General features: G+C 42.2%; 17 protein-coding genes and 9 pseudogenes. 12 read left to right on the forward strand and 14 right to left on the reverse strand.

The annotated features are described in order from the left end of the window. Positions 1–277 precede the first annotated feature (277 nt). Positions 278–1,426, reverse strand: a complete 1,149-nt coding sequence (locus tag N4T56_RS02140; protein ID WP_261732061.1) for a methyltransferase — start codon at positions 1,424–1,426, stop codon at positions 278–280. Positions 1,427–1,620: 194 nt separating this feature from the next. Here N4T56_RS02140 and N4T56_RS02145 point away from each other — a divergent pair, with 194 nt between their 5' ends. After that, a complete protein-coding gene (locus N4T56_RS02145) occupies positions 1,621–2,031 on the forward strand; it encodes a hypothetical protein (protein ID WP_238102952.1) in 411 nt (136 codons plus the stop codon). A gap of 8 nt (positions 2,032–2,039) precedes the next feature. Here N4T56_RS02145 and N4T56_RS02150 read toward each other — a convergent pair whose 3' ends face one another. Next, positions 2,040–2,531: a prepilin-type N-terminal cleavage/methylation domain-containing protein gene (locus N4T56_RS02150; RefSeq protein WP_261732062.1), complete on the reverse strand. Its 492-nt coding sequence runs from the start codon at positions 2,529–2,531 to the stop codon at positions 2,040–2,042. A 120-nt stretch (positions 2,532–2,651) separates the two neighbouring features. On the opposite strand from N4T56_RS02150, the pseudogene N4T56_RS02155 reads away from it, so the two are divergent. Continuing rightward, positions 2,652–4,449 (forward strand): annotated as a pseudogene (locus N4T56_RS02155) (ABC transporter transmembrane domain-containing protein). Positions 4,450–4,511: 62 nt separating this feature from the next. Here the strand turns inward: N4T56_RS02155 and N4T56_RS02160 are convergent. Continuing rightward, positions 4,512–6,112, reverse strand: a pseudogene (locus N4T56_RS02160) (AMP-binding protein). Positions 6,113–6,573: 461 nt separating this feature from the next. Here N4T56_RS02160 and N4T56_RS02165 point away from each other — a divergent pair. Next, a pseudogene (locus N4T56_RS02165) lies at positions 6,574–9,146 on the forward strand (TonB-dependent receptor plug domain-containing protein). A 75-nt stretch (positions 9,147–9,221) separates the two neighbouring features. On the opposite strand, the gene N4T56_RS02170 reads toward N4T56_RS02165, so the two are convergent. Both N4T56_RS02170 and N4T56_RS02175 read right to left on the reverse strand, forming a co-directional pair. Further along, positions 9,222–9,491, reverse strand: coding sequence for a hypothetical protein (locus tag N4T56_RS02170; RefSeq protein WP_261732063.1), 270 nt, complete (start codon positions 9,489–9,491; stop codon positions 9,222–9,224). Then, positions 9,466–9,765, reverse strand: coding sequence for a hypothetical protein (locus N4T56_RS02175; protein WP_261732064.1), 300 nt, complete (start codon positions 9,763–9,765; stop codon positions 9,466–9,468). Before N4T56_RS02175 ends, N4T56_RS02170 begins: the two co-directional genes overlap by 26 nt. Before the next feature lie 92 nt (positions 9,766–9,857). Between N4T56_RS02175 and N4T56_RS02180 the strand changes: the two are divergent. After that, positions 9,858–10,475: pseudogene (locus N4T56_RS02180) on the forward strand (LysE family translocator). A gap of 61 nt (positions 10,476–10,536) precedes the next feature. Here N4T56_RS02180 and N4T56_RS02185 read toward each other — a convergent pair. Then, entirely contained in the window at positions 10,537–10,854 is a 318-nt protein-coding gene (locus N4T56_RS02185; protein ID WP_261732065.1) for a DUF3144 domain-containing protein, read from the reverse strand. Between the two features lie 198 nt (positions 10,855–11,052). Here N4T56_RS02185 and ung point away from each other — a divergent pair, with 198 nt between their 5' ends. Then, positions 11,053–11,664 (forward strand): uracil-DNA glycosylase, encoded by a 612-nt coding sequence (ung, locus tag N4T56_RS02190; protein WP_390903998.1) that lies wholly within the window; start codon positions 11,053–11,055, stop codon positions 11,662–11,664. A 91-nt stretch (positions 11,665–11,755) separates the two neighbouring features. On the opposite strand, the gene ispB is transcribed toward ung, so the two are convergent. Beyond that, on the reverse strand, positions 11,756–12,727 hold the full coding sequence (ispB, locus tag N4T56_RS02195) for an octaprenyl diphosphate synthase (protein WP_261732066.1): 972 nt from the start codon (positions 12,725–12,727) through the stop codon (positions 11,756–11,758). A gap of 438 nt (positions 12,728–13,165) precedes the next feature. Between ispB and rplU the strand changes: the two are divergent. The 7 genes and pseudogenes from rplU (at position 13,166) to N4T56_RS02230 (ending at position 17,407) form a co-directional block, all read left to right on the forward strand. After that, positions 13,166–13,478, forward strand: a pseudogene (rplU, locus tag N4T56_RS02200) (50S ribosomal protein L21). 16 nt (positions 13,479–13,494) lie between these two features. Then, positions 13,495–13,749, forward strand: a complete 255-nt coding sequence (gene rpmA, locus N4T56_RS02205) for a 50S ribosomal protein L27 (RefSeq protein ID WP_261732067.1) — start codon at positions 13,495–13,497, stop codon at positions 13,747–13,749. 202 nt (positions 13,750–13,951) lie between these two features. After that, positions 13,952–15,118, forward strand: coding sequence for an Obg family GTPase CgtA (gene cgtA, locus N4T56_RS02210; RefSeq protein ID WP_188919576.1), 1,167 nt, complete (start codon positions 13,952–13,954; stop codon positions 15,116–15,118). Positions 15,119–15,138: 20 nt separating this feature from the next. After that, on the forward strand, positions 15,139–15,930 hold the full coding sequence (locus tag N4T56_RS02215) for a threonine/serine exporter family protein (RefSeq protein WP_261732068.1): 792 nt from the start codon (positions 15,139–15,141) through the stop codon (positions 15,928–15,930). Then, positions 15,899–16,368 (forward strand): annotated as a pseudogene (locus tag N4T56_RS02220) (threonine/serine exporter family protein). Before N4T56_RS02215 ends, N4T56_RS02220 begins: the two are co-directional and overlap by 32 nt. A gap of 74 nt (positions 16,369–16,442) precedes the next feature. Then, positions 16,443–16,925 carry a type 3 dihydrofolate reductase gene (gene folA / locus N4T56_RS02225; RefSeq protein ID WP_261732069.1) on the forward strand — a complete coding sequence of 161 codons (483 nt, stop codon included), beginning with the start codon at positions 16,443–16,445 and terminating at the stop codon, positions 16,923–16,925. 96 nt (positions 16,926–17,021) lie between these two features. After that, a pseudogene (locus N4T56_RS02230) lies at positions 17,022–17,407 on the forward strand (DUF3718 domain-containing protein). Between the two features lie 256 nt (positions 17,408–17,663). Here N4T56_RS02230 and N4T56_RS02235 read toward each other — a convergent pair. The 7 genes and pseudogenes from N4T56_RS02235 to lptD all read right to left on the reverse strand — a co-directional run bounded on the left by N4T56_RS02235 (position 17,664) and on the right by lptD (position 26,646). Next, positions 17,664–19,685 carry a methyl-accepting chemotaxis protein gene (locus N4T56_RS02235; RefSeq protein WP_261732070.1) on the reverse strand — a complete coding sequence of 674 codons (2,022 nt, stop codon included), beginning with the start codon at positions 19,683–19,685 and terminating at the stop codon, positions 17,664–17,666. Between the two features lie 144 nt (positions 19,686–19,829). After that, on the reverse strand, positions 19,830–20,648 hold the full coding sequence (locus N4T56_RS02240; protein WP_261732071.1) for a symmetrical bis(5'-nucleosyl)-tetraphosphatase: 819 nt from the start codon (positions 20,646–20,648) through the stop codon (positions 19,830–19,832). A 2-nt stretch (positions 20,649–20,650) separates the two neighbouring features. Further along, entirely contained in the window at positions 20,651–21,031 is a 381-nt protein-coding gene (gene apaG, locus N4T56_RS02245; protein WP_261732072.1) for a Co2+/Mg2+ efflux protein ApaG, read from the reverse strand. Next, positions 21,028–21,892 (reverse strand): annotated as a pseudogene (rsmA, locus tag N4T56_RS02250) (16S rRNA (adenine(1518)-N(6)/adenine(1519)-N(6))-dimethyltransferase RsmA). The gene apaG and the pseudogene rsmA overlap by 4 nt, the downstream one beginning before the upstream one ends. Positions 21,893–21,901: 9 nt before the next feature. Next, a pseudogene (gene pdxA / locus N4T56_RS02255) lies at positions 21,902–22,887 on the reverse strand (4-hydroxythreonine-4-phosphate dehydrogenase PdxA). A gap of 9 nt (positions 22,888–22,896) precedes the next feature. Then, positions 22,897–24,201: a peptidylprolyl isomerase SurA gene (gene surA / locus N4T56_RS02260; protein WP_261732073.1), complete on the reverse strand. Its 1,305-nt coding sequence runs from the start codon at positions 24,199–24,201 to the stop codon at positions 22,897–22,899. Positions 24,202–24,345: 144 nt separating this feature from the next. Next, on the reverse strand, positions 24,346–26,646 hold the full coding sequence (lptD, locus tag N4T56_RS02265; RefSeq protein WP_261734733.1) for an LPS assembly protein LptD: 2,301 nt from the start codon (positions 26,644–26,646) through the stop codon (positions 24,346–24,348). Positions 26,647–26,674 lie beyond the last annotated feature (28 nt).

A 26,674-nucleotide genomic window follows, 5' to 3' on the forward strand; every position in this document is an offset into this window, starting at 1 on the left:
TCCCAGCAAATTGAGTTAAAAAGTGATTTTTACTGGGTTAGTTAAGCTATGGCATAAGGGGGAAACTGGTGCTAGTCGATACCATCATCTAGCCCAAATGCATAACTTGGCGTAAATTTTATTAATTGATAATAAGCTTGGGTGACTTTCTTTGTCAACCAATATTGGGTATTGGTCATACCAAATCAATGGTGACAGAGGGAGAAGTAATCGGCAATTGTGTGAATCATTGGCCCAGTAAAAGCACTGAGCCAATCGGTTTGAGTGAATTTAGAGGCTATTTCTTAGCCTGTAAGATGACAAACTTACCGTTAGATGCAACCGTTGTACAGTTATTGAAAATACGTTTTATTTTGACGTGATATGCCAAGTGGCGGTTGCCAACGACATGCAGTATCCCATCTTTTTTCAATCGCTTATATGCATCGACAAACATTTGCCAGGCAATATGATCGGTAATGGCTTCACCTTGATGAAACGGAGGATTACACAAGACAAGATCGGGAGTCACTTCTGGCGGAAGGTGGGTTAAACAATCGTCCCAATAAAAATGTCCTTGTGGTGTGTCTTGTTCGGTATTATCTAATGCGTTGCTTTGCCAATTATGCTCTGCTGAGGCAATTGCCATGTCTGAATCGTCAACAAAATGCACTTGTGCTTGTGGATAACATTGTTTGGCATGTAGCCCTAAAACACCATTACCACAGCCTAAATCAACGATTTGCGTAAAGTCACCTTTTGGCATGTTGTCGAGCATAATCCGCGCGCCGATGTCTAATTTATTGGCGGCAAATACATTAGCTAAATTGCCGATATTAAGACCTAACTCGTCAATTTTCCAGTTTACCGCAGGGGCAATTTTACGTGCCTTACCGTCGCTAACACAGGTAATAACACGTGTTCTCTTCCAGGTGAGGCTAGCATTTGCGGAACCGAGATTTTTCTCTATCAATGACAGTAACGCGGCATTAATTGATTTTGCTTTCGCACCTATTAGTATTTGGGTTCCTGGCGCAAGGATGGTGGATAAGCGCGCCAGTTGTTGGGCAAAATAATGTAAGTTTTTAGGTACTTTCATCAACACCAGTTGAGTGTTGTTATTGAGTGTCTGGCGGCTATTTATAATGATTAATGATTTAGGGGCTAAGCGATTGTGCTGCAAATTATGTTGGCAGCCGAGTAAACTGGTTTTTGCATCGGTTTCTAGGGTAATAGGCCATTGTGTGTCTTGAGCCGCTAACGCACAGGTTAATGCCCCAAAGTTGTCGTTTAGGATTGCTGTTGGCACTGCCGTTTGCTGGGTTTCAATTAAGTGCTTAATTAAATGCTCATCGGCAGCGTCCCATGCTTGTAAGTTTGATGCTTGTTGTGTGGGATAACGAAATAGCTCAAGTTCAATGCCTTCACAAGCAAATTGGGTGGTCATGGGTGTGTTACCTAAATAGAAATTTTATGAATGTGGTCTAATTGGGTCTATTGTGGACCTTGTGACCCAATAGGTAAGCGTATTATCTCAGATATCAGTAAGCGGTGCGAGACATAGCGACAGTGGTAAAGATTGCTATTCATTAAGCGGTTGAGTAAATTGGCAATATTCATAAATAATTTCAAGGGACAATGATGAAAGGTGCTGGTGGAACGTCAGGTGGAATTGGGCAGTTTTTTATTGGTTTAGCGATGATGTGTGGCGGGTTTTATATGCTGCTTAACGCCATCAAAATTACCAGTTCATTTGGGTTTGGTAGCCATTTGTATCGCTTTGGTGGGTTTGGGCTAACCAGTGGTATGGTGATGATCCCGTTTATATTTGGGGTTGGGATGATGTTTTACAACGCTAAAAATCCGCTGGGTTGGCTACTGACGTTTGGGTCATTGGTTGCGCTTATTTTTGGCGTCATTAGTTCGATAAACTTTCGCTTTTCCTACATGAGTGCTTTCGATTTAATCGTCATTTTAGTATTGAGCATTGGTGGCTTAGGGTTGTTTTTACGCTCACTAAAAGCTATCGATAACCGTTATCCTGATGCCTAAATAAGTGGTTAGCAGCCGCTTGTTTGAACATCGATAACGGGTCGTGCGGTGGTTGATGTGGCTTGCCTATAACGTAAATAACATTGTGCAACGCCTGCGTCTTCATCTATTACGCCATGCCAATAAACCCATGCTCCATCGTATACACTCGCTCGTTTTTGCCAATCTCCTTCCGGTATATTCATGAGTAAATCTATCCCTGCAGCGGTACCGTCTGGGTAACCATAAGCAAGTGCGACCTCAACGCCATCAATATTAAGCGTTGTTGTTTCGAGTCTTTCAACGCCAGCTACTGCGGCTTTTGAATACGTTAATGTGGCAGCCGATTGCATCGCACTTTCCATGCCTACCATTGTTGACACAATCGCGTCTTTGCGTAAGTCGATAAAGCGGCTACTGGCGGCTATGGCAAGTATTGCCAAAATAATGATCACCACGACGAGTTCAATTAAGGTGAAGCCCCGTGATTGTTTAGAGATTAAAATATGTGATTTTTTCATGGATCATTTTTATTGTTATTTATCGGTTCATTAATGGTTAAATCTGTAGATCATTGATCTACTTGATGTCGTTTTGTTGTTATTATCGGTTTATCTTAGATTTGTTTGTTGGTTAATACTGTGACGAATTCAACGACTGCAACAGTTCCTTCTAAAAGTTCTACTACACCTTACCGCGTTTTGCCCTGGATTTTACAGTTTTTATCACCTTATAAAATTAAGGTGGTTGCCGCGATTGTGTTTTTGTTTATTGGTTCATTGGCGTGGTTGTCGTTAGGGCAAGGCGTAAAACTGATGGTCGATGAAGGGTTTATTGCAGACAATGCCAGTCGATTAAATGAAATTATATGGCTTATTATCGGAATTACTGCAATCAGTGGTACTGCGGTGTTTTGTCGTTTTTATTTGATGACCTGGCTCGGTGAGCGTGTCAGCGCAGACATTCGCTTACAAGTTTATCAGCACTTATTGTCGTTATCGCCAGGTTTTTTTGCCACTCAACGAACGGGTGAGGTCATTTCGCGATTTACTGCAGACAGTACCCTGATCCAGAGCGTGGTGGGCTCGAGTTTGTCGATGGCATTAAGATCGGTTGTCACTGTGGCTGGTGGTATTGTGATGATGGGATTTACCAGTGTAAAACTAACTTTGCTGGTGTTGTTAGCGGTGCCATTAGTGTTGAAGCCGGTGAGATTTTTTGGTCGTAAAGTCAGGTTGTTATCGCGTAAAAGCCAAGATAGGGTGGGTGATTTAGGTGCCTATATCGATGAAACCTTACACGAAATTCACACCGTTCAGGCCTACACGCATGAGGCGAAAGACCGCCAGCTTTTTTCTGAGCGCGTCGAAGCGGTTATGCAAGTTGCCAAGGGGCGGATTAAGTATAGAGCCTTGCTTATTTCGACAGTGATGTTTTTGAGTATTGCAGCTATTGCTTTTGTCACTTGGGTGGGGGCTCAAGATGTCATGAGTGGCAATATTACTGGCGGTGAATTATCTGCGTTTATGTTTTACGCTGTGATGGTGGCAGGCGCAGTGGCAACCATCAGTGAGGTCTTTAGTGAAATCCAACGAGCATCAGGTGCCGCCGAGCGCTTGCTCGAGTTAGTGAATACGCCGATCGATATACCTGAGCAAGCATTACCAGAACAATTACCCACACCGGTAATGGGTCAGTTAGATGTTAATCAACTGGTGTTTGCGTATCCGTCTGATACAAATCAAGAGGTGATAAAGCAATTATCAATGCAGATTAAACCAGGGGAGCGAGTTGCGCTTGTTGAGCCTAGCGGCGCGGGTAAAAGTACCTTATTTGAATTGATGATGCGTTTTTATCAACCTAAGTCTGGGCAGATATTATTAGATGGTATTGATATTTCTACACTGTCGTTAGCGGCACTTGCGACAGCAATATGCTCTCGTGCCTCAAGAGTCGGTGATATTTGCAATGAATGTGTTTGAAAACGTACGTTATGGTCGTTTGGACGCTACCGACGATGAGGTGATTCAAGCTTGTATTGCGGCAAAGGCCAATGAGTTTATTACTGAGTTTAGTGATGGCTATTTAACCTACTTAGGCGAGCGTGGCGTACGTTTGTCTGGTGGGCAAAAGCAACGTATAGCCATTGCCCGAGCCATCTTGGCTGACAGGCCTTTACTGTTACTTGATGAGGCAACCAGTGCCTTAGATGCGGTAAGTGAAGTGAAAGTGAAACAAGCTTTGGATACGTTGATGGCCTCACGCACTACAGTGATTATTGCTCATCGACTTGCAACCGTTATCAATGCCGATCGGATTTTTGTTATGGATAAAGGGCAGCTGGTGGCGAGTGGCACTCACAGCGAGTTAATGGAAAGTAATGAGTTGTATCGGGAGTTTGCAAGTTTACAGCTTTTAATGGATATCGATGCTGTGTAGCGGGGATGTTTGGCAACAAAAAAGATGCCTCGGCATCTTTTTTGTTATCACGACTTTTTTTGTTATTTGCGCAGTTCTCTACGTAATATCTTTCCTACGGTACTTTTAGGCAGTTGCTCGGTAAATTCAATTATCTCGCGGTACTTTATATGCGGTTAACTGGCTACGGCAAAAATCTTCAATGGCTTTTTTAGTTGCTTCGATATCTGCAGAAGGTTGTTTTAACACAATCACAGCTTTAACGGCTTCGCCTGTGCGTTCATTTTCAACGCCGACTACGGCACATTCAAGTACTAGCTCATTGGTTGATAAGACATCTTCAACTTCATTCGGATAGACGTTAAAACCAGACACAATAATCATGTCTTTTTTACGGTCTACAATGGTGTGATAACCATCTTCACTGGCAATAGCAATATCACCCGTTTTAAAGAAACCATCTTGAGTCATCACTTTAGCGGTTTCTTCTGGTTTGTTCCAATAACCTTGCATGACTTGAGTACGCACGAACGGCTAACTCCCCAGCTTGCCCTGTCGTCACTTCATTGTCTTCCATATCTAGCACCTTAACTTCAGTTGCTAATACGGGTTTACCAATGGTGCCGAGGCGCTGATGTCCTGGGGCATTTAAACTGACAACGGGCGAGGTTTCTGATAAACCATAGCCTTCAGATATCATACAGCCTGTGGTTTGCTGCCATAAGTTAGCTGCAGCGCTAGTTAATGCGGTTCCACCTGAAATAGTAATGGTCATCTTACTGAAATCTAAAGCTTTAAATTCTGGCTGATGACATAAACCCACAAATAAGGTGTTTAAACCTGCAAACCCGGTGAAAGGGTAGGTTTTCATTGTATTGATTAACCCTGCGATATCCCGTGGGTTAGGGATAAGCACTGAGCAACTGCCAGATTCAAAATACAGAACTAAATTCACCATAAATGCGTAGATGTGATAAATCGGCAGCGGGGCAACAAACACGTCTTTGCCCTCATTCATGGTGCTTGCAATACGTGATTTAACTTGGCCTGAGTTAGCTAGAAGGTTGCCATGATTGAGCATCGCTCCTTTTGATAAGCCCGTTGTGCCGCCGGTATATTGTAAGGCTATTAAATCATCATGTGTTGGCTTAACCGACTGATAAAGATGTTTTGCCCCTTCGGTTAGCACATCTAAAAATGTTATTTTTGCAAACGGTGTATCGGGCTGAGGTTGTGGCTGGATAAGATCCATTGCATGTGTCGAAATAACCAGTTCAATAGGTGTGTTTTTGACGACATTGGTGAGTGTTGGCAGCAAGTCTGATAGTACGATTAAGGCTTTTGCGCCTGAGTCGTTAAATTGATGGGTTAATTCTCGTTCGGTGTACATAGGGTTAGTATTAACTAACACCATACCTGCGCGAATTATGCCATAAGCGGCGATAACAAATTGAGTAATATTAGGCAGTTGAAGCGCTACTCTGTCCCCAGGTTGTAAAGTCGTGCAATGTTGTAAATAGGCAGCAAAATGACGTGAATCACGTTCTATTTCGCTAAATGTTGTGTCTTTCCCCAAGCATGCGTAAGCCGTGTTTTGCGCATATTTTTGACACGACTTTTCTATCAGGTCGACGATAGAAGTATATTGATGTAAATCGAGTGTTGAATCAGCATCATAAGGCATGCATACCCCCAGTAAATTTTGAGTTGTTATTGTAATAAAATCAAACGTCCGTTTAGATTGCATTACTAACCTACACTCCTCTTTGTTAATTGGCAAAGATTGTATTGAAATTGAAAATATCTTCTGTTTACCGTCATTTGAAATGATTACCGCTCAGTTTTAGTGTAAATCTATTTTTACAAAAATGTTTTTAAGTCATTTTTATGGCAAAAAGCGTTATATTTCAAAAAAATTCACCTGTGATCTATATCACAAACAAATCAGAGGCTTATATAGTTAATTGCGGAGTTATTATTTAGTTATTGCTTATTTTGTTTTAGAAAATGTTAGCAATTGTGTTTTTGTTGTTATAGAAATGTAACTGGAAGAGGGTCGTTTCACACAATAAAGGGTTGGTTTTAGGGCTGAATCACCTAAAAACCACTCGAACACTAAAATAATAAGCAGTTGGGAAGATAATAATGATGCAATCAAAAAAGACTAAATTTGGTTTTAGCTCATTGAGCTTAGCCATTTCATTCGCGCTTGCCGGTACGGTTGTTAGCAATCAAGCTTTTGCTGCTGATGACGAAACTACAGCCAAGGAAAACGTTGAGAAAATCGCTGTTGTTGGCTCTCGAGCTGCACCACGCTCTATTGGTGACTCGCCTGTACCAGTAGACATCATCAGTAGTGACGATCTTAAAAAGAACGGCTCAACCGATATGATTGATATGTTGGTGACTTCTGTTCCTTCTTTTAACTCTCGTGCTCAACCAATCAGTGATGCTGCGACGCTTGTTCGTCCAGTTAACTTACGTGGTTTACCTTCAGACAGCACTTTGATCTTGGTTAACGGTAAACGTCGTCACCGTGCATCGGTTATTGCGTTCCAGGGGGGGGCATTAACGATGGTGCTCAAGATCCAGATATTTCAGTTATTCCCGGTGTGGCATTAAAGCAAGTTGAAGTTTTACGCGACGGTGCTGCAGCGCAGTATGGTTCGGATGCCATAGCTGGCGTCATGAACTTTGTATTAAAAGATGCCTCTGAAGGCGGCTCGATTACGGTTAGCCAAGGTGAATATTATGAAGGTGACGGCGCGGCAACAACCATCGACGGTAACATTGGTTTACCGTTAACTGATGATGGTTTTGTTAACATCAGTGCGCAATACAAAACCGCTGATGCAACCAGTCGAAGTGTGCAACGTCCAGATGCTGCAGCCATCGCCGACGCTGGTAACGAGTTTATTCAAGACCCTGCGCAAACTTGGGGTAACCCAGAAATCGAAGATGACTTTACCGTCTTCGTAAACTCAGGTTTTGATATCAATGACAATACTCATTTGTATGCATTCGGTAACGTGTCTTCACGTGAAGCAACAGGTGGATTCTATTATCGTAACCCACACAACCGTGGCAATGTTTATTCGGTTGATGGCGGCGAAACATTATTAGTTGGTGACGTTGGCTTAGCTGAAAACGGTGTCGCATCATGTTCATGGGTGGGTAATGTTCCTGCTAACGTGGGTAACGTGCTTGATACTCCTGAATACCAAGCGATGGTAGCGGATCCGAATTGTTTTTCTATGAACCAAATCCGTCCAGGCGGTTATACACCGCAATTTACCGGTAAAATTGAAGACATGTCTTTCTTTGCCGGTGTTAAAGGTACATTGGGCGAGTGGATGTATGACGCTAGTGCTGGTACAGGTAGCAATAAGTCTACTTTTGGTTTAAAGAACTCGCTTAACCCATCTATGGGGTTAGATACGCCAACTGACTTTGACACAGGTTCTTACGAACAAGTCGAAACGACGGTTAACATCGATTTTAACCGCTTTATCACTATCGGCAGTATAGAAGATATTAGCTTTGCAACGGGTTTTGAATGGCGTGAAGAGTCATTTGAAATTGGTCAAGGTGAAGAAGCTTCTTGGATTGCAGGATCATACGCTGAACAAGGCTTTAACATTGGGTCTCATGGTTTTAAAGGTTTTGGCTCATGAATCAGCAGGGAAAAACTCTCGTCACAACATCGGTATTTATACCGATATGGAAGCTTATTTAACGAATGACTTTTTGGTTGGTGTCGCTTTACGTTATGAAGATTTTTCGACCTTTGGTGATACGTTAAATTATAAGTTAACCGCTCAATACATGGCGACTGACGCGTTATCTTTCCGTGCTTCTCACAGTACAGGATTCCGTGCACCAACGGTCGGTCAAGAAAACGTAGTGAATACTCAAACATCAATTGTTGATGGTGATTTGATCCAGACCTTTATTGCACCGCCAACTAATCCACTGTCAGCATTTTATGGCGGTAAAACGTTAGAGCCTGAAGAGTCGGTGAGTTATGCTGCAGGTTTTGTGTATGAATATGAAAATCTATTCTTAACGGTTGATTACTACAACATTGAAGTCACAGGCCGTATTGCTCAGTCTAGTCAAATTGCTGTAGAAGAAAGTGACTATGATGCACTAAGAGCCGCTGGTGTTGAGTTCCCAGAGTTAATTTCTGCGGTAACTTACTACACCAATGATTTTGATACCACAACTCAAGGTATTGATATTGTAGGTTCTTACAGCATGGATCTGTTTTCTGGTGATGCTAAGTTCAGTTTAGCGTATGGCTGGACAGACACTAACGTTGATAAATACGACGAAGCTACAACGGATGCAGGCAAAGTGCGTCGTTTAGAAGATGGTATTCCTGCGCATCGTGCCACATTAACGTGGGCCAAAGCTGGGATGATCTAAGTACGTCGATTCGTGCGAACTACTTTGGTGAGTACTACGCGACACATGCTGATGATACGTCTGATTGGGGTTCTGAAACGGCTGATGCTGCTGTGACCATTGACCTCGAAGTTAGCTATGCGGTGATGGATAACTTAACGGTATCTGTTGGTGCGAACAACATCTTTGATCAAGAAGCGCAAAAGCTTAAAGACGGTACTTTAGGAGAGTTAGGTGCGGTGTACTACGAAAGTGGTCCATTTGATTATAACGGTGGTTTTTACTATGGCCGTGTAAACTATCGCTTCTAAACTTTAAAATGTGTTAACCGTATGTACGGTTACTTTTAAAAAAGACTGCTTCGGCAGTCTTTTTTATTTTTGTTATCAATTGTGAGGCTGAGCAAGTGATAGAGCATAGTGTATGTCATCAATCATCAACACTTTGGGGAGCTCAATACCGTCTGGATAAACTGAGCTATACACTTTATTAAAAGGGGTTCCGGCTACGGATTGTTGCCCCATGTATTGCTCAATTACGGTATTTGCTTGGGTCCAATCACCTTGCATAAGGATAATGTTAGGTTGATTTAATTGATTTACCACTTGTTCTCGGTGCAACACATTCGCTTTATTTATTTGTTTGGCATGGCACACACCAGTCGGCCGTAATGTCAACAAACACTATTTTACTTTGCGACAGGTATTGAGGAATTTTATTTGGTTGCAGTGGTTGCCAGCGTAGCGCTTGATAAGCGAGATAATCTTCGCCTTTATTAATAAATGCCAGCACACCCGCAAAGCAAAGACCCATTACCGCTAACATTACAATGACTAAGGTTGGGATCGATTTCCCTTTGATTTTAGCCAAGGTGAGCCCCGCGACTGCTGCAAAAATAATCCCTAGCAATACCATCATTATTGTTGTCATGGTTTTCTCTGTTATTGCTTTATCAAATACAAAAGTGGCGTTACATTAGCAGCGCACGCTTAATTGGTTGTTAAAAATAAAACAGAGGTGTTATGACATTTAGTGCTTGGTTAGGACTGTTGGCCATTTGTTGTTTGGGGGCGATGTCGCCTGAGGCAGAGCTTAGCAATGGTGGTAAGGCATACTTTGAGTGGTGGGCGTTTACATGGAGTGGTGTGTGCCTGGGCGCACTCGATTGGGATCGGTGTTTACGCGTTAGTGACATTACTTGGATTAGCAGCGGTACTTAAAGCCTCGCCAATGATGTTTAATACCATTGCCGTTGTGGGAGCGCTGTATTTAGCCTGGATAGGGATTCAGTCATTGCGATCTAAAGGGGGGATGCAACAAAAATTAGCCGCAGGCAAACCGAGCCGTTTATGGGAGGCTGCACGTGATGGCATTGCGATTTCATTATTTAATCCTAAGATTTTATTGTTTTTTTAGCATTATTTAGCCAGTTTGTGCTTGCGGCACAAACCACTGTTGGTCAGGGGTTAATTGTGTTTACTCCCTTAGTGGTTGATGGTCTTTGGTATACCATCATCGCATTTGTATTATCACATGCAGCGGTATTGCCTAAGTTGCGTGAAAAGTCGCAATTAATTGACCGTCTGTCTGGTGTGGTGCTGATTTTACTGGCGATAAGAGTGATTTACTCTTTGCTTTAATGCGCACGAGAAACAAAAAAACCATCATAAGATGGTTTTTTTACTTTGGTACTCTGGGTTGTTACTCCCCGTTAAATACCTGTACGCTATCATCAGCAGGTTTTTGTGCTGGTACTGGGGGATGGGCAATATGGTCATCCAAGTTTTCATTTAACATGGCTTTAAATTCGTTAGAAAACCATTCCAATGCATTGTCTTTTTCTGCTGCTAAGTCGGTTGACTTAATTGCGGCTTCAAACGCGTTATAGCGTGCTGATGCAAATCTCATCGCGGTACCGACTTTGCCAATATCATTTTCTTGTTGGCTTAATTGATTGGCAAGAGCAATAAATTGATCGGCTATTTGATACATGGTGAGTTCAGTTTTTTCTTCAGACATCAGATCCACTTTTGGTGAGTTAGTTTCCATTGAGTGTAACGATTTCTATTTAAAATATCAGGTAAAAAAATTAATGAATGGGATCTTAATCGACAGATCGCTTACGCATGTCATCTCAAATAAATTCCAATGCTTTATTTGTCCACTCGTGTTTGGCATCATATTTATCCGTTTATATTATGTGTTAGAGAGTATGCGATGCTAGACAGTTGGCAAGCCTTGCTAGAACAACAAGCTAATCAATCTTATTATCAACAGCTGCAACAGTTTATCGCGTCACAGCGTTCTGAAGGTAAAGTGATATATCCCCCTTGTGATGAAGTGCTTACAGCATTTGATTTAACTCCATTAAATGAGGTGAGGGTGGTGATACTAGGGCAAGACCCTTATCATGGCTTCAAATCAAGCGCATGGGTTGTCTTTTTCAGTGAAAAAGGGGTTAAGCCTCCACCATCATTAGCCAATATGTATAAAGAGCTTTGCAATGACATTGATGGCTTTACGTTGCCTGAACATGGCGAGCTAACAAAATGGGCAAAGCAGGGGGTATTGCTGTTAAACACGGTATTAACGGTAGAGCAAGGGGCGGCGCATTCTCACGCAAAAATGGGTTGGGAAACCTTTACCGATGAAGTATTAAAGCAATTAAATGCCCAAACTAGGCCAATTGTTTTTGCATTTTGGGGAAATCACGCAATTAAAAAAGGTCGATTAATAACGGCACCGCAGCATGAGGTATTAACAGGCTCATCCGTCGCCATTATCGGCTTATCGAGGTTTTTTTGGGTGTCAGCATTTTTCGAAGATTAACAAAATCTTACTTAGCAGAAATGAAAAAGCCATTGATTGGCAAGTGTAGACGCTTAGGCGCATTCAACCCCAGTTAAATGCGCCATGGCGATTAATTATTACGGTTTACAGATAGGTGAGCTAAAGAAATTAACGCTTGCTTATAATCACTGTCAGCAAACACGGACAATGCATCAATGGCTTTTTGTGCTTCTGATTGTGCTTTTTCTTCGGTGTAGGTTAATGCACCCGACTCTTCTAATGCTTTTAAAATCTCATCGATAGCTTTAGTGCCATCGCTTTGCTCAATGGCTTCACGGATGAGCTTTTTAGCCGCATCTGAACCATGCTCCATCGCATAAATGAGTGGTAGCGTTGGCTTGCCTTCAGCTAAATCATCACCAATATTTTTACCTAAGTCGTCGGCATTAGCGGTGTAATCAAGCAAGTCATCAGTGAGCTGAAATGCGGTGCCCAAAAACTTGCCGTAATCACCTAGTGCTTGCTCTTGCTCTGGAGTCACATTGGCAAGTACGCCTGCCAGTTGAGTAGCAGCTTCAAATAACTTGGCTGTTTTACAGTAAATTACCCGCATGTAGTTTTCTTCGCTGGTATTAGGGTCATTACAGTTCATTAACTGCAGTACTTCACCTTCAGCAAGAATATTGGTGGTATGCGCAAGCACTTTGAGCACTTTCATGCTGTCGAGCTCGGTCATCATTTGAAATGAGCGGGTATACAGGAAGTCTCCTACCAACACACTGGCACTATTACCAAATAATGCATTGGCGGTTTCGCGGCCGCGGCGTAAAGTGGATTCATCAACAACATCGTCATGCAGTAAAGAAGCGGTGTGGATAAATTCGATAATAGCCGCAAGTTTAAGGTGTTGTTCGCCTTGATAATCGACGACTTTCGCCGCCAATACTGATAATAGCGGACGTAAACGCTTACCGCCGCCATTGATGATGTAAAAACCGAGTTGGTTAATTAAGGCTACATCTGATTCAAGTTGTTTATATATCAGCTGATTGACTGCTTGCATATCAGTGTCAGCCAGTTGACGAATGGCGTTTAAATCCATAATAGTCTCTGGTTGTTGGGCGACAGAGTTTGCACCCTTAATAAGTCATATCGAATTTGAGCGCACATCTTACAGGATATGGCCACTATTTTTCAAAGTATCTATTCTACTAAGCTTGTGTTACATCACGCATATTGCGAATTTTGTTACTTTATTTAAGTTAGCAATGCTGCAAAATGAGGTTAAAACATGCGTTAAGACGTTTGTTTTTACGCAAGCCTCTTAGGCAACATATATTAGCTAATTTTTAGGTAAGGCACATTAGCTATTAATGAATAGTGTGCGGTTATGTCGTCTTTTTTATTTGAATGTAAATTAGGACTTGCCTGATGCAAAATCTTCGCGTAGAATCCGCGCCCATTGTCATTAAAAGTTTTTTAGCACCTAGTCTCGTCAATAATATGAGTTAGCGTGTTAGTCATTTGGAGTAAAATAGCTATGTACGCTGTTTTTCAAAGTGGCGGAAAGCAACACCGTGTTGCTGAAGGTCATACAGTTCGTTTAGAAAAATTAGAAGTTGCTACTGGTGAAACCGTAGAGTTCGATCAAGTTTTATTGATCGCTGATGGTGAAACAGTACATGTTGGTGCTCCTTTAGTTGCTGGCGGTAAAGTCGTAGCTGAAGTAGTAAGCCACGGTCGCGGCGAAAAGGTAACTATCGTTAAGTTCCGTCGTCGTAAGCACCACGACAAAAAGATGAAGTCACCGTCAGTGGTTCACTGAAGTTAAAATCACTGCGATTAACGCATAATTTAGGAGTCTAACTCATGGCACATAAAAAAGCTGGCGGTTCTACTCGTAACGGCCGCGATTCAGAAAGTAAACGTCTTGGTGTTAAGCGCTTTGGCGGTGAATCAGTTCTAGCTGGTAACATTATCGTTCGTCAACGTGGTACTAAATTCCACGCTGGTATTAATGTAGGTGTTGGTCGTGACCACACATTATTTGCATTAACAGACGGTAAAGTGAAGTTTGAAGTTAAAGATCCTAATAACCGTAAGTTTATTAGCATCGAAGCTTAATTCTTTACAAAGCTAGATCTCGAAAGCCCTGCCTATGGTGGGGCTTTTGTGTTTTTTATATCATTAAATTTCCGTGGGAAGTTTGATGATTTTAGTTTATATGCAGTAGGCGATATCGTGATGAATGCTATCTTCAGCGCTTTCCTGCAAATCCCATTGATTTGGGGTTATAATTACAGAATAAGTGGCGTCAGGAGTCAGTATGAAGTTTGTTGATGAAGCGAATATTCGCGTAGAAGCAGGTGACGGCGGAAGCGGTTGCGTGAGCTTTAGACGCGAAAAATATGTTCCAGATGGTGGGCCAGATGGTGGTGATGGTGGCGATGGCGGCAGTGTTTATCTGCAAGCTAACGAAAACTTGAATACCCTGATTGACTACCGTTTTACTCGTTTCCATATGGCTGAACGAGGTTCAAATGGCCGCGGGCGTGACTGTACAGGTCATGGTGGCGCTGATTTGGTTCTCCAAGTACCCGTAGGTACACGTGCTATCGATCAAGAAACTGAAGAATCATTAGGCGATTTAACTACGCATGGGCAAAAACTGCTTGTCGCTAAAGGTGGTTTCCACGGTTTAGGTAATACACGCTTTAAAAGCAGTACTAACCGTGCTCCGCGCCAAAAAACGCTTGGTACGCCAGGTGAAGTTCGCGCACTCAAGCTTGAGTTGTTATTGCTCGCTGATGTTGGTTTACTTGGTATGCCAAATGCGGGTAAGTCGACCTTTATTCGTGCGGTTTCACGTGCAACGCCAAAAGTGGCTGATTACCCGTTTACCACATTAGTGCCTAACTTGGGGGTTGTTAACCCTCGTCCAGGTCAAAGCTTTGTTATTGCTGATATTCCTGGGCTGATTGAAGGTGCTGCAGAAGGCGCTGGTTTAGGTATTCGCTTCTTAAAGCATCTTGAACGTTGTCGCATGCTGTTGCACATTATCGATATCGAACCTATTGATGGCAGTGATCCAGTACACTCTGCTCGCGCAATTGTGGGCGAGCTTGAAAAATATTCACCTAAGTTGGCGTCTAAGCCACGTTGGTTAGTGTTTAACAAGACTGATTTATTACTTGAAGAAGAACTTCAAGAGAAAATCGACCACATAGTGAAAGAGTTAGATTGGCAAGGTGATGTTTACACTATGTCTGCTTACAACCGCACAGGAACTGAAGAGTTGAGCATTAAGATGCTTGATTACATCAAGAGTATTCCGGTGGTTGAAGAGTTATTGCCAGAAGACAAAGATGTCGAGTTTAAGTGGGATAATTATCACCAAGGTGCAGATGATTCAGTTAATGAAGATTATGATGATGACTTTGATGATGATTTCGACGATGATGATTACGATGTAGAAGTTATCTACCAACGTTAATTTGCTCATTTGAGGATATCGTGTACGCAGATAGCCAAAATGATATTACCCGCCTTGTAGTTCGCTGTGCGCAATTACTGTTGGCCTATGGTGCTGAGTCTGATCTCGTTGAAGAGATCAGTCAGCGTCTTGGTAAAGCTCTCGGGCTTGCCAGTATTGAATTATCAATTTCTTCCAATGCACTTGTGCTCACGAGCCTTGTTCATGGCCGCTGTATTACTACCACGAGACGCATTCGTGCTCATGGCATTAATATGATGGTCATCTGTGAGTTGCAGCGTATTTGTTTGCTGACAGAAAAGGGCATTTATGGTGCTAATGAAGTTAGACGACGCCTAGCCCATATCAAGCCTAAATCTTACCCAGCACTTGCCGTTGTCCCAATGATTGGCTTGTCTTGTGCTAGCTTTTGTCACTTATTTGATGGTGACTTAATTGCCAGCATCATTACCTTTTTTGCTTCCTCTATTGGCATGATGGTACGTTTATTTTTAGCATCTCGTCATTTTAATTTATTAGTCAATTTTTCGCTTACCGCATTTGTTATCACCGCTGTAGCTCAAATGGGTTATTTATGGCCTATTACCCAAACGCCTCAAGCCACAATGGCAGCGAGTGTGCTTATGTTAGTGCCAGGCTTTCCATTAATTAATGCCATTTCTGATATGGTTAAAGGTCACATGAATGTAGGCATATCACGATGGGGGCATGCAACTCTTTTGACTCTAGCGTCAGTGATTGGCATTACCATCGCGATGCAAATGGGTGGTATTTTTTTAGATGTTATCTTTTTTAAATTTACTGCTACATGATGCGTTTTTCTCAGCTATTCCTGCTGTGGGTTTTGCCATGGTGTTTAACGTGCCTAAACGTTATTTAGTTTATTGCGCCATTGCTGGTGCTATTGGTCACAGCTCAAGAACTCTGCTTCTGCAATTTTCTATGCCAATTGAATGGGCAACGTTTGTTGCCGCAGCCCTAGTAGGACTGATTACTATTCGTTTTGCTAAGCGTCATTTGGCTCCTCCGCTGATGTATGCTGTCGCGGCTATCATTCCTATGGTCCTGGAACTTACGCATTTAATACCGTGATTGCGCTGATTCAATTAACGGCTCAAAGCCAGGTGAGCCCAGAGCTTACTGCACAAGTGATTGTAAACGGCCTTAAAACGGTGTTTATACTTGGCGCTCTAGCTGTGGGTTTAGCATTACCAAGCCTGCTTTATTACCGCACCAGACCGATTATTTAATTTGATATACTGAGCGGCATGTTCAGTAAACCTATCTGTTCGTTTACTCCTCGAGATAATAAGGATTTAACTCAATGCGTATCGCAATGATTGCCGCTATGGCTAACAATAGAGTCATAGGTAAGGACAACAAAATGCCATGGCATTTACCGGAAGACTTACGCCATTTTAAAGCTATGACACTTTCTAAGCCGGTGATTATGGGGCGCAAAACTTATGAATCAATCGGTCGACCCTTGCCGGGGCGTCATAATATCGTGATTAGTCGTAATCCTCAGCTTAGTATTGACGGTGTAACTTGTGTTACTGACTTTGATGCTGCGTTAAAAGCTGCAGGTGATTGTGCTGAGGTGGTTGTTATTGGTGGCGGTCAGCTTTACGAACAATTGCTGCCCCAAGCTGACGTATTGTACTTAACAATGATTGATTTAGATGTCGCAGGTGACACGGTATTTCCTGCTTGGGATGATGGTTCGTGGGTAATAGAGAATTCAGAAAGCTTAACAAACGACAAAGGATTGCAATATAGCTTTAACACACTCGTGAAAAAATGCTAAATTAATCACGTAAACCCTGAGATTTTTGTATATCTGTGGAGTGTAACGCTTTGCGTGTACAAGCTATATAACAATAAATATATGAAGGAGTGTCAGATGCGTCTATTGCCTGTGGCTATTGCGGCTATGATTGCAGCATCTTCTGTGTCAGCCCCTGCTGTTGCCAATACAGAACAATTAGTAGCAAACATTTGTGACTATGTAAAATCAGATGACAAAAACCGCTTACGTAAAAAGTTGAAAGAAAGTCGCGTTAAATTACGTAATGTTTATTCAAGCATTTCTTGTGATGGCAGCAGTTTATTGCGTACTGCCTACAATTCAAGTGCTAATGATGTCGGTGAGTTTATCGCAAAACGTATGCCATCGTCTGACCTAGCAGCCCCTGAGGCTGACGGCACAACCATTTTAGACTGGGCTGCGGCCAATGGTCATGATGGCGGCCTATCACTGCAGCGATTAAAGGTCGCATTGGTGGTTAATCTTAATCAGACGATAAAGCGTTAACTTGTATTGAACTGGTTAACTAAAAATACCGATAACATGTTATCGGTATTTTTTTATGTTTTATACCAATCCGACTCTTTGTTGCTGCACTAACCATCACTCATTATTAAGGCTGTAAACTCTTTCTTTAAATAATCGTCAAAGCTCCTCTGTAAAAAAAACGACGAGGGAAGGGTAAGAAAAAGGCGCATGATGAGCCTTTTTGAGATTTACTTAAAGTGTGTGTGCTAACTATACTTTAAACTCGCGTACAGAAGCTTGTAGCTCTTCAGCAAGCACTGCTACTTGATGGCTAGATTGTGCCGTTTGATCTGCACCTGTTGCGGTTTCTTCTGAAATTGATGCAATGTGCTCTAGCTTTTCAGAAACCTGCTGACTGACAATGTTTTGCTCCTGTGCTGCGTGGGCAATATGGTTGCCTGAGTCGAAAGCTTTGTGAACTGACTGGCTGATTGTCTCTAGGGCAATGTTTGCCTGTTCATTCTTTTCAACACAACTGTTTGCCTGGTTGCGACCGAGCTCCATTACGGCAACGGCTTCTTGAGTACCGACTTGTAATACTTCAATCATTTGTTGAATTTCACTGGTTGAATGTTGAGTACGCGACGCTAGGTTACGGACTTCATCAGCGACAACAGCAAAGCCTCGGCCTTGCTCACCCGCTCTTGCAGCTTCAATGGCAGCGTTAAGTGCTAACAAGTTAGTTTGGTCGGCAATGCCACGAATAACATCTAAAATAGAGCCAATTGAGGCGCTGTCTGAATGCACTTTGTTAATGACAATACCGGCTTTTGCAACTTCATCAGCAAGGGCTATAATCGTGTTTTTGCTTTCTTCTGCAAGTGAGCGCATGTGCTGTGCTTCTTGGTCTGCTTGTTTGATTTCGTTAAGGGCTTGATCGGCGCTCATTGAAACCTGCTGAGCACTAGAGCTCAGTTCCGTGGTTGCCGTTGCAACTTGGTCAACTTGGTTTTTTTGCTCTTGAATACCAATCGTTGTTTGCGAGGTAATTGCTGATGTTTGTTCTGCTGCTGCGGCGAGTTGATTTGCCCTGTCAACAATACCCACAATAAGGCTGCGTAAGCTGTCGACCAAACGGTTACAGTTTTTGGCCAACTCAGCAAATTCATCATGGCCAGTGTCATCTAACTTATGAGTTAAATCACCAGAGGCTAGTACCGTTAAGGCTTGGTTCACTTTTTCTAATGATTTGGTGAGCGGGGTTATGACGGCAATACTGACCACAATAGCGACTACAATGGCAAAAAGAACCACTCCGAGGGTTTTATAAAATGCCGAGTCAATGATGCTTAGCGCTTCGTTACTGATATCACCTGCAAATGAGTCAATTGACTTAGCGAGTTCGGTCATTGTGGTATTGACGTCTTTTGCGGCGCTTTGGGTTTGAGCAAGTTGTTTGGTCGCGGCAAAACTGTGGGTTAATTGTTGCTGCTTAAGGTTGATAATGGAGTTATTGCCAGTAAGTAAGGCGAATACTTTGGCGCTTTCTGCTGTTAAGTCTTCAAGGATTGAGTTACTCACCACACCGCTACCCTGACGGTTAATGTAGTCAAGTTTACCTGTGGCTTCACTGACCATGTAATCTAGTTCTTTGATGATAAGGTCGTATTTGCTTTGCTCTGTTGCCGCCACTAAATCATATATGGTGGTTATGATGTTGATGAAGGTGCCATCAACAAGGCTAGCAGAGGCGGCAAGACTGCGCTCAGTTTCATCTTCACTGGTTTCAAGATCGATTATGTCGAGTAAGATTGATGAAGAGTCATCAGCGGCATTTTCAAGGTCGCTGCGCATATCATTGAGCTTTTCTTGTAAGCTTAATGCATCTTTGCGCTCATTAAGCATACTGTTTGCGCTTGCTTCATAAGCGTTATAGCTTTGGGTTAACGCATTTAGGGACGCAGTGAGTTGTGTTTGTTGACTGACTAAGTCACTTAAACTAGTTAAGTCATTTTCGAAACGGCTATTGAGGTCAGAAAGTTTTTTCTCAACAGTAGGAATATTTGATGAATGCGTACTGTAATAAGCCACTAACGCTTCAATTTGTTGGGTATTGAGGTTTTCATTTAACACACTGGTCGTTTCAAGCGCAGGTAAGCTAATCGTTTTAAGGATGGTGGTACCATCTTTAATACTGTTGTTGCTCAGTAGCGTTACCACGCCTAGAAATACGATGAGTAAGGTGACGACACCAAAGCCACCAATCACTCTAGTCGCTACGTTAATTTTCATACAATACTCCGGTAATTATTATTTGATCCTGATTTTAATTTTATTTGGGTATAGAAGCTGAATTTATTATCGGACAATTGTTTCTCAGGCAAATGTAATAAATCCCATAGTTTGCTATCGGCAAACTGCTACTTTAGTTTAACGTTAAATGACCCTTTTTTGGGTAATTTTTTCATTATTTTCAAGATGCCATAATGTGAGGTGCTCTCCCCAACAGCAACCAGTATCGAGTGCGTTAAAATGAGCGTTATTAGTTTGCCCCATTAACGCTGCCCAATGACCAAACACTAGCGTGTTCTGTGGTGCGCACAGTGAATCGAATTCAAACCATGGCTTTAAGTTTGTCGTTGTTTGTTTTAGTGGTGAAGATTTGCAGTCAAAGTCGAGGCGACCATCTAAATGTAAAAAACGCATTCGGGTTAATGCATTAATACAATACCGCAGTCGATCTACTCCCTTTAAATCCACATTCCATTGTTGTGGAGTGTTGGTGTACATTTTCGCGATAAGTGCGGTTAAATAATCGTCTTTTTTTAGAGCAATACTCACTTGTTTGGCTTCACTGGTGAGAGTATCGATATCCCATTGAGGCGGAACCCCTGCGTGAGTCATGATGATATTATGTTCTGGCAACGTCCTAACTAGCGGTTGCTGGCGTATCCAACCTATTAGGTTATTGATGTCAGGTGCGTTGAGTAATTCAGACAGCTTATCTTGTGGGTTGATTTTTTTTAGCTTGCCATGAAGCGCAAGTAGGTGCAGATCATGATTACCTAGTACGACTTTGGCTGAGTCTTGTAGTGACTCAAAAAAGCGCAAGGTTGCTAACGAGTCTGGATCACGAGCAATTAAGTCTCCTACTGCCCAAAGTTGATCTTTTGAGGGGGTAAAATCGACTTTTTGCAGTAATAAGCTTAATTCGTGAAAGCAACCCTGAATATCGCCGACAAAATAATGAGCCATGGTTATTGTAGAATTCCCGGTACCGCTAAACGAAATGTTGGGATGGTGGCTAGAAATCTCTGGCCTTTATCATCTTCCATGCCATAAAAGCCTCGCATAAAGCCGACAGGTGTTTCCATGACGGTGCCGCTAGAGTATTGATAAGCGGTATTGGGGGTAATGGTTGGGGTTTCACCTACTACCCCCGAGCCGCTGACCTCACTCTCTTTACCGTTTGCATCCGTGATGATCCAATGACGGTCTTTTAAGGTCACATTTTTATCACCCAGATTAATGATAGTGATGGTATAGCTGAAAAGGTACTTGCTCTCAGCGACATCCGATTGTTGTTCTAAATAATGGGTGTCGATTTTAATTTTAATTGGCGATTCGACTTGGCTCATTTGAGTTCCTGTGTAGGGGAAAATAATAAGGGCATGCTTAGCATGCCCTTATTATTAATTTTTTTATCGCACAGTAAATTAGCCATCGCGACATATTGCTCAACACTAATTTGTTCTGGCCGCATGCTGGAGTCGATGTTTAATGACGCAAATTCATCATCAGACAGCAAGGCTTTCAGGTTATTTCGTAATGTTTTACGGCGCATACTAAACGCTGTAGAACATAAATGACGTAATACATTCACGTCTTTACATGGCCAAGGTTTAACTTCATATGGCAATAAGCGCACTACTGCTGAGTCCACTTTTGGTGGTGGAGTAAAGCAATGTGGTGGCACTTCTAGTACCGGCACAACCTGGCAGTAATATTGAAGTATGACTGTTAAGCGGCCATAAGCTTTAGTGCCTGGGCTTGCAGAAAGGCGTAATACCACTTCTTTTTGCAGCATAAAGTGCATTGTTTCAATTTGCTCTGCAAACTCAAACAAATGAAACATCAGCGGGGTTGAGATGTTGTAAGGCAAGTTACCAAACACTTTCATCTTTTTGCCTGGCTGTTGTAGCTTCTTAAAGTCAAACTGTAATGCATCACCTTGGTGAATGGTTAGCTTATCTTTAAGGATAGGATGCACTTGCAAACGTTCAACTAAATCACGGTCTAACTCAACAACGGTTAAGTTGTCGATGGAGTCTGCTACAGGCTCAGTTAACGCACCTAAACCTGAGGTCAATTTCAACCATCACATGGTTGTTATCAGGTGCTATTGCGCCAACGATACTGCTGATAACCCCTTGGTCAGTGAGGAAGTTTTGTCCAAAACGCTTTCTGGCCGTGTGGCCTAAATGTACTTTATTGCTCATTAAAATGGGTTACTTACTTTTTGAGGCCAATTCGATGGCTTTGTTTAATGCACAGGTAAAACTGCCGCTATCCGCTTTGCCTGTGCCTGCAAGTTCAAGTGCAGTGCCATGATCGACAGAGGTACGGATATAAGGTAAACCTAAGGTGATATTGACCGACTTGCCAAATCCTAATGATTTAAGCACAGGTAATCCTTGGTCATGATACATCGCGAGCACCACGTCAGCTTGTTCAAGGTACTTAGGCTGGAATAGGGTATCTGCTGGCAGTGGGCCAACAATGTCCATTCCTTGCTCTCGTAACTCGTTAAGCGCGGGGATCATGGTATCAATTTCTTCACGGCCTAAATGGCCGTCTTCTCCTGCATGCGGGTTTAAGCCACACACATAAATTTTGGGTGAACCTAAACCAAACTTACTCACAAGCTCACGGTGTAAAATACCGATAATGTGATGCAGTCTGTCGCGTGTTATGGCTTTAGCGACATACGCTAATGGAATATGGGTCGTCATTAAGGCGACTTGCAATCCTGGTGTGGCTAACATCATCACTACGTCGGCACAGTTTGCTTGTAAGGCAAAAAATTCGGTATGGCCACTAAATGGGATACCGGCTTGATTGATTATGCCTTTGTGCACAGGAGCCTGTAACAACAGCATCAAACTCATTAGACATGTTTTTTTCACCAGCATAACGCAAGGTGTCGACTACATAAGCGCTGTTGGCTTCATTTAACACGCCGCACTCTGCAGGCTCTGCAAGTGCAAAAGGTGAAATTGTCAGAGTGCCCTCCGCTTGTGGTTGCGGTGGCTGATTAGGGTTATAGGTTTTTAATTGTAACGGTAAACCGAGTCGTTTTGCCCGATTAATCAAAAGATCTGGATCGGCACAAACAACTAACTCAACAGGCCATGCCTGTTGAGCGAGTTTGATGACTAAGTCGGGATCAGACGCCTGCTGGTTCACCCGGAGTAATGGCAATACGTTTAGTCATTGATCTTGCTTAACCTCGTTGCGTTTCTGGCTCAATAATTTCAATATAAGCTTCTGAGCGCATTTCATCCAACCAGTTTTGTAATTCTTCGTTAAATTTGCGACGGAAAATTAACTGGTGAGCACGATTGCTGTTGAATTGATCGGTTGCGTCTGTTTTACGGCGCGACTCGAGTTGAACAATATGCCAACCATGGCTAGTGCGGAATGGTTCGCTGTATTGGCCTTCATTTAAGTTAGCCAATGTTTGTGAAAACTCAGGCACATAAATGTTAGGATCTGCCCAGCCTAATTCACCGCCTTTAGCCCCTGAACCTGGATCTTCTGAATACTGTTTTGCGAGTTTAGCAAAGTCTGCTTCTCCGCTACGTACTTGAGTTAAGAAGTTTTCTAGCATCGCTTTAGCGCGTTCTTCCGATAAAATTGGCGACGGCTTTAATAGAATGTGGCGAGATTTAACTTCTGACACTTCTTGCGTTTGCAGACCACGAGTTTCGACCACTTTGATGATATGAAAACCCGATCCTGATTTAATTGGGCCAATAATATCGCCTTTTTTAGCACCATTAACGACTTCAGCAAACAACGTTGGCATTTCGTTAATGTTCATAAAGTCCCAAATACCACCTTCAAGGGCTTTAGGTACTGATGACGCTGCAATGGCTGTGCTACGGAAATCATCACCATCATTAAGGCGTTTTAGTACGATATCAGCACGACGGCTAGAGTTTTCAAGCTGTTCGCTGCTTGGGTTACTCGGAATTTCAATTAAGATGTGACCGATTTGAAACTCAACATCTTTTAAACCTTGTTCTTCAATCAGTTTAACCAGGCCGCTAATTTCTTGTGGCGACACTTGAATACGACGTTGAACTTGAATACGTTGAATTTCACCTAGGGTAATTTCTTGGCGCAATTGCTCACGGTATTGACTAAAGCTACTACCTTCGCTTTCGATTGTCTGTTGCATTTGAGCCACAGTCATTTTTTGTTCTTTAGCGATGTTTTCAATGGTTTGGTCTAATTGTAAATCACCGATTTGCAAACCAATGCGTTCAGCCATTTGCATTTGTAAATGAGTTAAAATAAGGCGTTCAATCACCTGGGTGCGAAGCGCGTCTTCAGAAGGCAGTGTTTGATTGGCCGCTTTTGCGTTAGCCCTTACTGTGACAATCATGTTTTTGATTTCACTTTCGAGAATAATACCATCATTAATTTGTACCGATACGCGGTCTAATTGCACTGGTGCTGCAACACTGGTGTGGCTTATTGCCAACGCAAGTAATGCAAAAATCATTTTTTTACTGTGTTTCATCCACAAAATCCTTGGCACATTCAATTCAATATAAACTGGCGATACATCGCCAAAATAAGGTTACTACTTCATACTCAACAGCATGTTTGTTGTTATTGGACTATGAGTTTATCGCTAGGTTCAGCAATCTATCACAAAAGAATACTAATTCCTCAAGTAAAGTGGCTTACGGTAGTTAAATAAGCCTTCGTTTAGCATGTCTGCGACACCTAACGAGCCAGAACCGCCTAAACCTTTAATCACAAAGTTGAGGTATACGCCGCTTTCAAACTCTTCACTGGTGCTGTCGATGTCTGTTAAATCATCATCATAGTTGGTTTTAATGCGGTAATGGTAACTTAAGCGAACCGCCCAGCAGCAAGACTCATATTGAAAACCGGTATAGGTTTCAATGTTACGAGCTTCATTTAGGTCGTAATAGTAGTTACCGACAAAATACAAATCATCGCTGATTGGCCAAGATGTTCTAAAGCCAGCCTGTGAAATATCGACCTGGTCATTGGTGTTAGTGTTCAATAAATCAGGCACGTAACGATAACTTAACTGCAATAATTTGTCATTGCTTGGACGGAAATCTAAAGTCACTTCGTTCTTTTTGTTTTCGCCCGTTTCAGTGTCATGTTGTACTGAACCACTAATAAACCAATCATCATATAATTGGGCATCTAATTCTGCAGCTAATACTGACGTTGAAGGTGAACTTTCTTCATAGGTGTCATCAATACTCACTTTAGAGCTTTCCAAATACATAATTTGGCCAACACTGAATTTAAATTTTTCACGGTTTGAGTGATCAAATAAGCGGGTCGTAAAACCTAACGTAAATTGGTTGGCATCGGCAATACGGTCTAACCCTGAGTATTGACGGTCACGGAATAAACCGTAGTAATCTTCTTGTAGTTCTGCTGTGTCATAAATACCAATGTTTGATTGGTCTTCATAACCTACGTATAGATACTGCACTTGCGGCTCTAACGTTTGACGATATTGTTCACCAAACAGCTGCGTTGCACGTTCAAAGTTAACTTGGCCATGTAAGCGTGCTTCTGGAATGGTGCGGCTGACGTTTTTATCTAAGGTTGAGTCATCGTCTAGGTTTTGTTGCCAATATTGAGTTTGCATCAATTTGACTTCGCTGGTGAATGAGCCCGCAGGTCCTTGAATTGGCCAGATTAAACTCGGCACTAAATGCAAGCGATTAGCGGTATTGTAATCATCATCTTGGTGGCGGAAATTAGTCAGCTCAGAGTTAAATTTAAAATCAATTGAGTCAATAATATCTTCAGTGCGGTAATTAAAGTTTAACTGCGGCATGACTTGATACGGTTTTTCATCTTCGCCTAACACTTTAATGTCTTGAACGCGGATATTGAAATCCCAATTGCGTTCAAAGTAGCTCGCCTCACCAATACGTGACAATTGGTTGTCCGTTGACTGGTTAACGTCTGAATCTAAATCGTTGAAATAATTGTTGTCTGACACATTAGTGTAGTCAGATCTTACTCGCCAATTTGCATTTATGGCACCCTGGTGACTCCAGTGATAAAGATAACGGTCAGCTTTTGTGCTTAAGTTGTCATCACTGTCTAAGTATTCAACGTTAAACTGGCCATTTTGCTGCTCTCCGGCAAGATAACGAAACTCTGTTTTGGTAAATAAACCGCGAGATGACATGTAATGAGGTGTAAAGGTTAGATCATATTCGGGTGAAATATTCCAATAATAAGGTGTGCTGATTTCAACACCGTTGGTGGTACTAGTACTAAAGCTTGGAAACAAAAAGCCGCTTTTACGTTTGTCTGACACAGGAACTGTCATGTATGGAATATACAAAATAGGGACATCGGCAATCCGTAATTTTGCATTCCAAATTTCACCCCATTCTTCTGTGCTGTCGATTTTAATCATGTCGGCTTCTAACAGCCATGATTCATCGCCCGGAGGACAAGTGGTAAAATTGGTTTTGGTCAGTAATAAATTGTTTTCTGAGGTAATTTGCAGTTTGCTTGCATCACCATGGACTTGTTGACCATGCAGCCAATACTGAGCTTTTTGTAATGTAGCGCTGTTGGTACTCATTTGGGCTTCAAGTGAGTCGGCGGTAACGGTAAATAAATCGTCTTTGAAAATTAAGTTGCCGTTAGCGCTTAATTGTTGATTTTTTTGGTCTAAAATCGCGCTGTCAGCCGCAATATGTCGCTGCCCTTGGCTAAAACTCACATCACCAGTAAATTCGGCTTGCGCGTTAAATGCAGCGTTAGAAAAGTCACTGATAATCACGATTTCTTCGTCATCGATCCCTGTTAATGCAGCTCTGTCATCAAATGAGCGGGAAACCGGTGGCGTAACAAAGCATTGCGATGTTGGCAGTTCAGTCGTGTTAGCTTCTTCAGCTATAACGATATTGGGGAGTAGGCATAGAGTCAGAAAATAACGGATCTGCATTGTTGTCAATAATTTATGATTTCATATT

The organism is Shewanella phaeophyticola, assembly GCF_025398315.1.
GTDB lineage: Bacteria > Pseudomonadota > Gammaproteobacteria > Enterobacterales > Shewanellaceae > Shewanella > Shewanella phaeophyticola.

Bases quoted from the DNA above. Each gene is read 5' to 3' on its own strand.
- lptD (WP_261734733.1), bottom strand. From the start codon at position 26,646: ATGCAGATCCGTTATTTTCTGACTCTATGCCTACTCCCCAATATCGTT.
- N4T56_RS02185 (WP_261732065.1), bottom strand. From the start codon at position 10,854: ATGTCTGAAGAAAAAACTGAACTCACCATGTATCAAATAGCCGATCAA.
- folA (WP_261732069.1), top strand. From the start codon at position 16,443: ATGCGTATCGCAATGATTGCCGCTATGGCTAACAATAGAGTCATAGGT.
- rpmA (WP_261732067.1), top strand. From the start codon at position 13,495: ATGGCACATAAAAAAGCTGGCGGTTCTACTCGTAACGGCCGCGATTCA.
- N4T56_RS02140 (WP_261732061.1), bottom strand. From the start codon at position 1,426: ATGACCACCCAATTTGCTTGTGAAGGCATTGAACTTGAGCTATTTCGT.
- N4T56_RS02240 (WP_261732071.1), bottom strand. From the start codon at position 20,648: ATGGCTCATTATTTTGTCGGCGATATTCAGGGTTGCTTTCACGAATTA.
- cgtA (WP_188919576.1), top strand. From the start codon at position 13,952: ATGAAGTTTGTTGATGAAGCGAATATTCGCGTAGAAGCAGGTGACGGC.
- apaG (WP_261732072.1), bottom strand. From the start codon at position 21,031: ATGAGCCAAGTCGAATCGCCAATTAAAATTAAAATCGACACCCATTAT.
- N4T56_RS02150 (WP_261732062.1), bottom strand. From the start codon at position 2,531: ATGAAAAAATCACATATTTTAATCTCTAAACAATCACGGGGCTTCACC.
- N4T56_RS02175 (WP_261732064.1), bottom strand. From the start codon at position 9,765: ATGACAACAATAATGATGGTATTGCTAGGGATTATTTTTGCAGCAGTC.
- ispB (WP_261732066.1), bottom strand. From the start codon at position 12,727: ATGGATTTAAACGCCATTCGTCAACTGGCTGACACTGATATGCAAGCA.
- surA (WP_261732073.1), bottom strand. From the start codon at position 24,201: ATGAAACACAGTAAAAAAATGATTTTTGCATTACTTGCGTTGGCAATA.
- N4T56_RS02235 (WP_261732070.1), bottom strand. From the start codon at position 19,685: ATGAAAATTAACGTAGCGACTAGAGTGATTGGTGGCTTTGGTGTCGTC.
- N4T56_RS02145 (WP_238102952.1), top strand. From the start codon at position 1,621: ATGAAAGGTGCTGGTGGAACGTCAGGTGGAATTGGGCAGTTTTTTATT.
- ung (WP_390903998.1), top strand. From the start codon at position 11,053: ATGCTAGACAGTTGGCAAGCCTTGCTAGAACAACAAGCTAATCAATCT.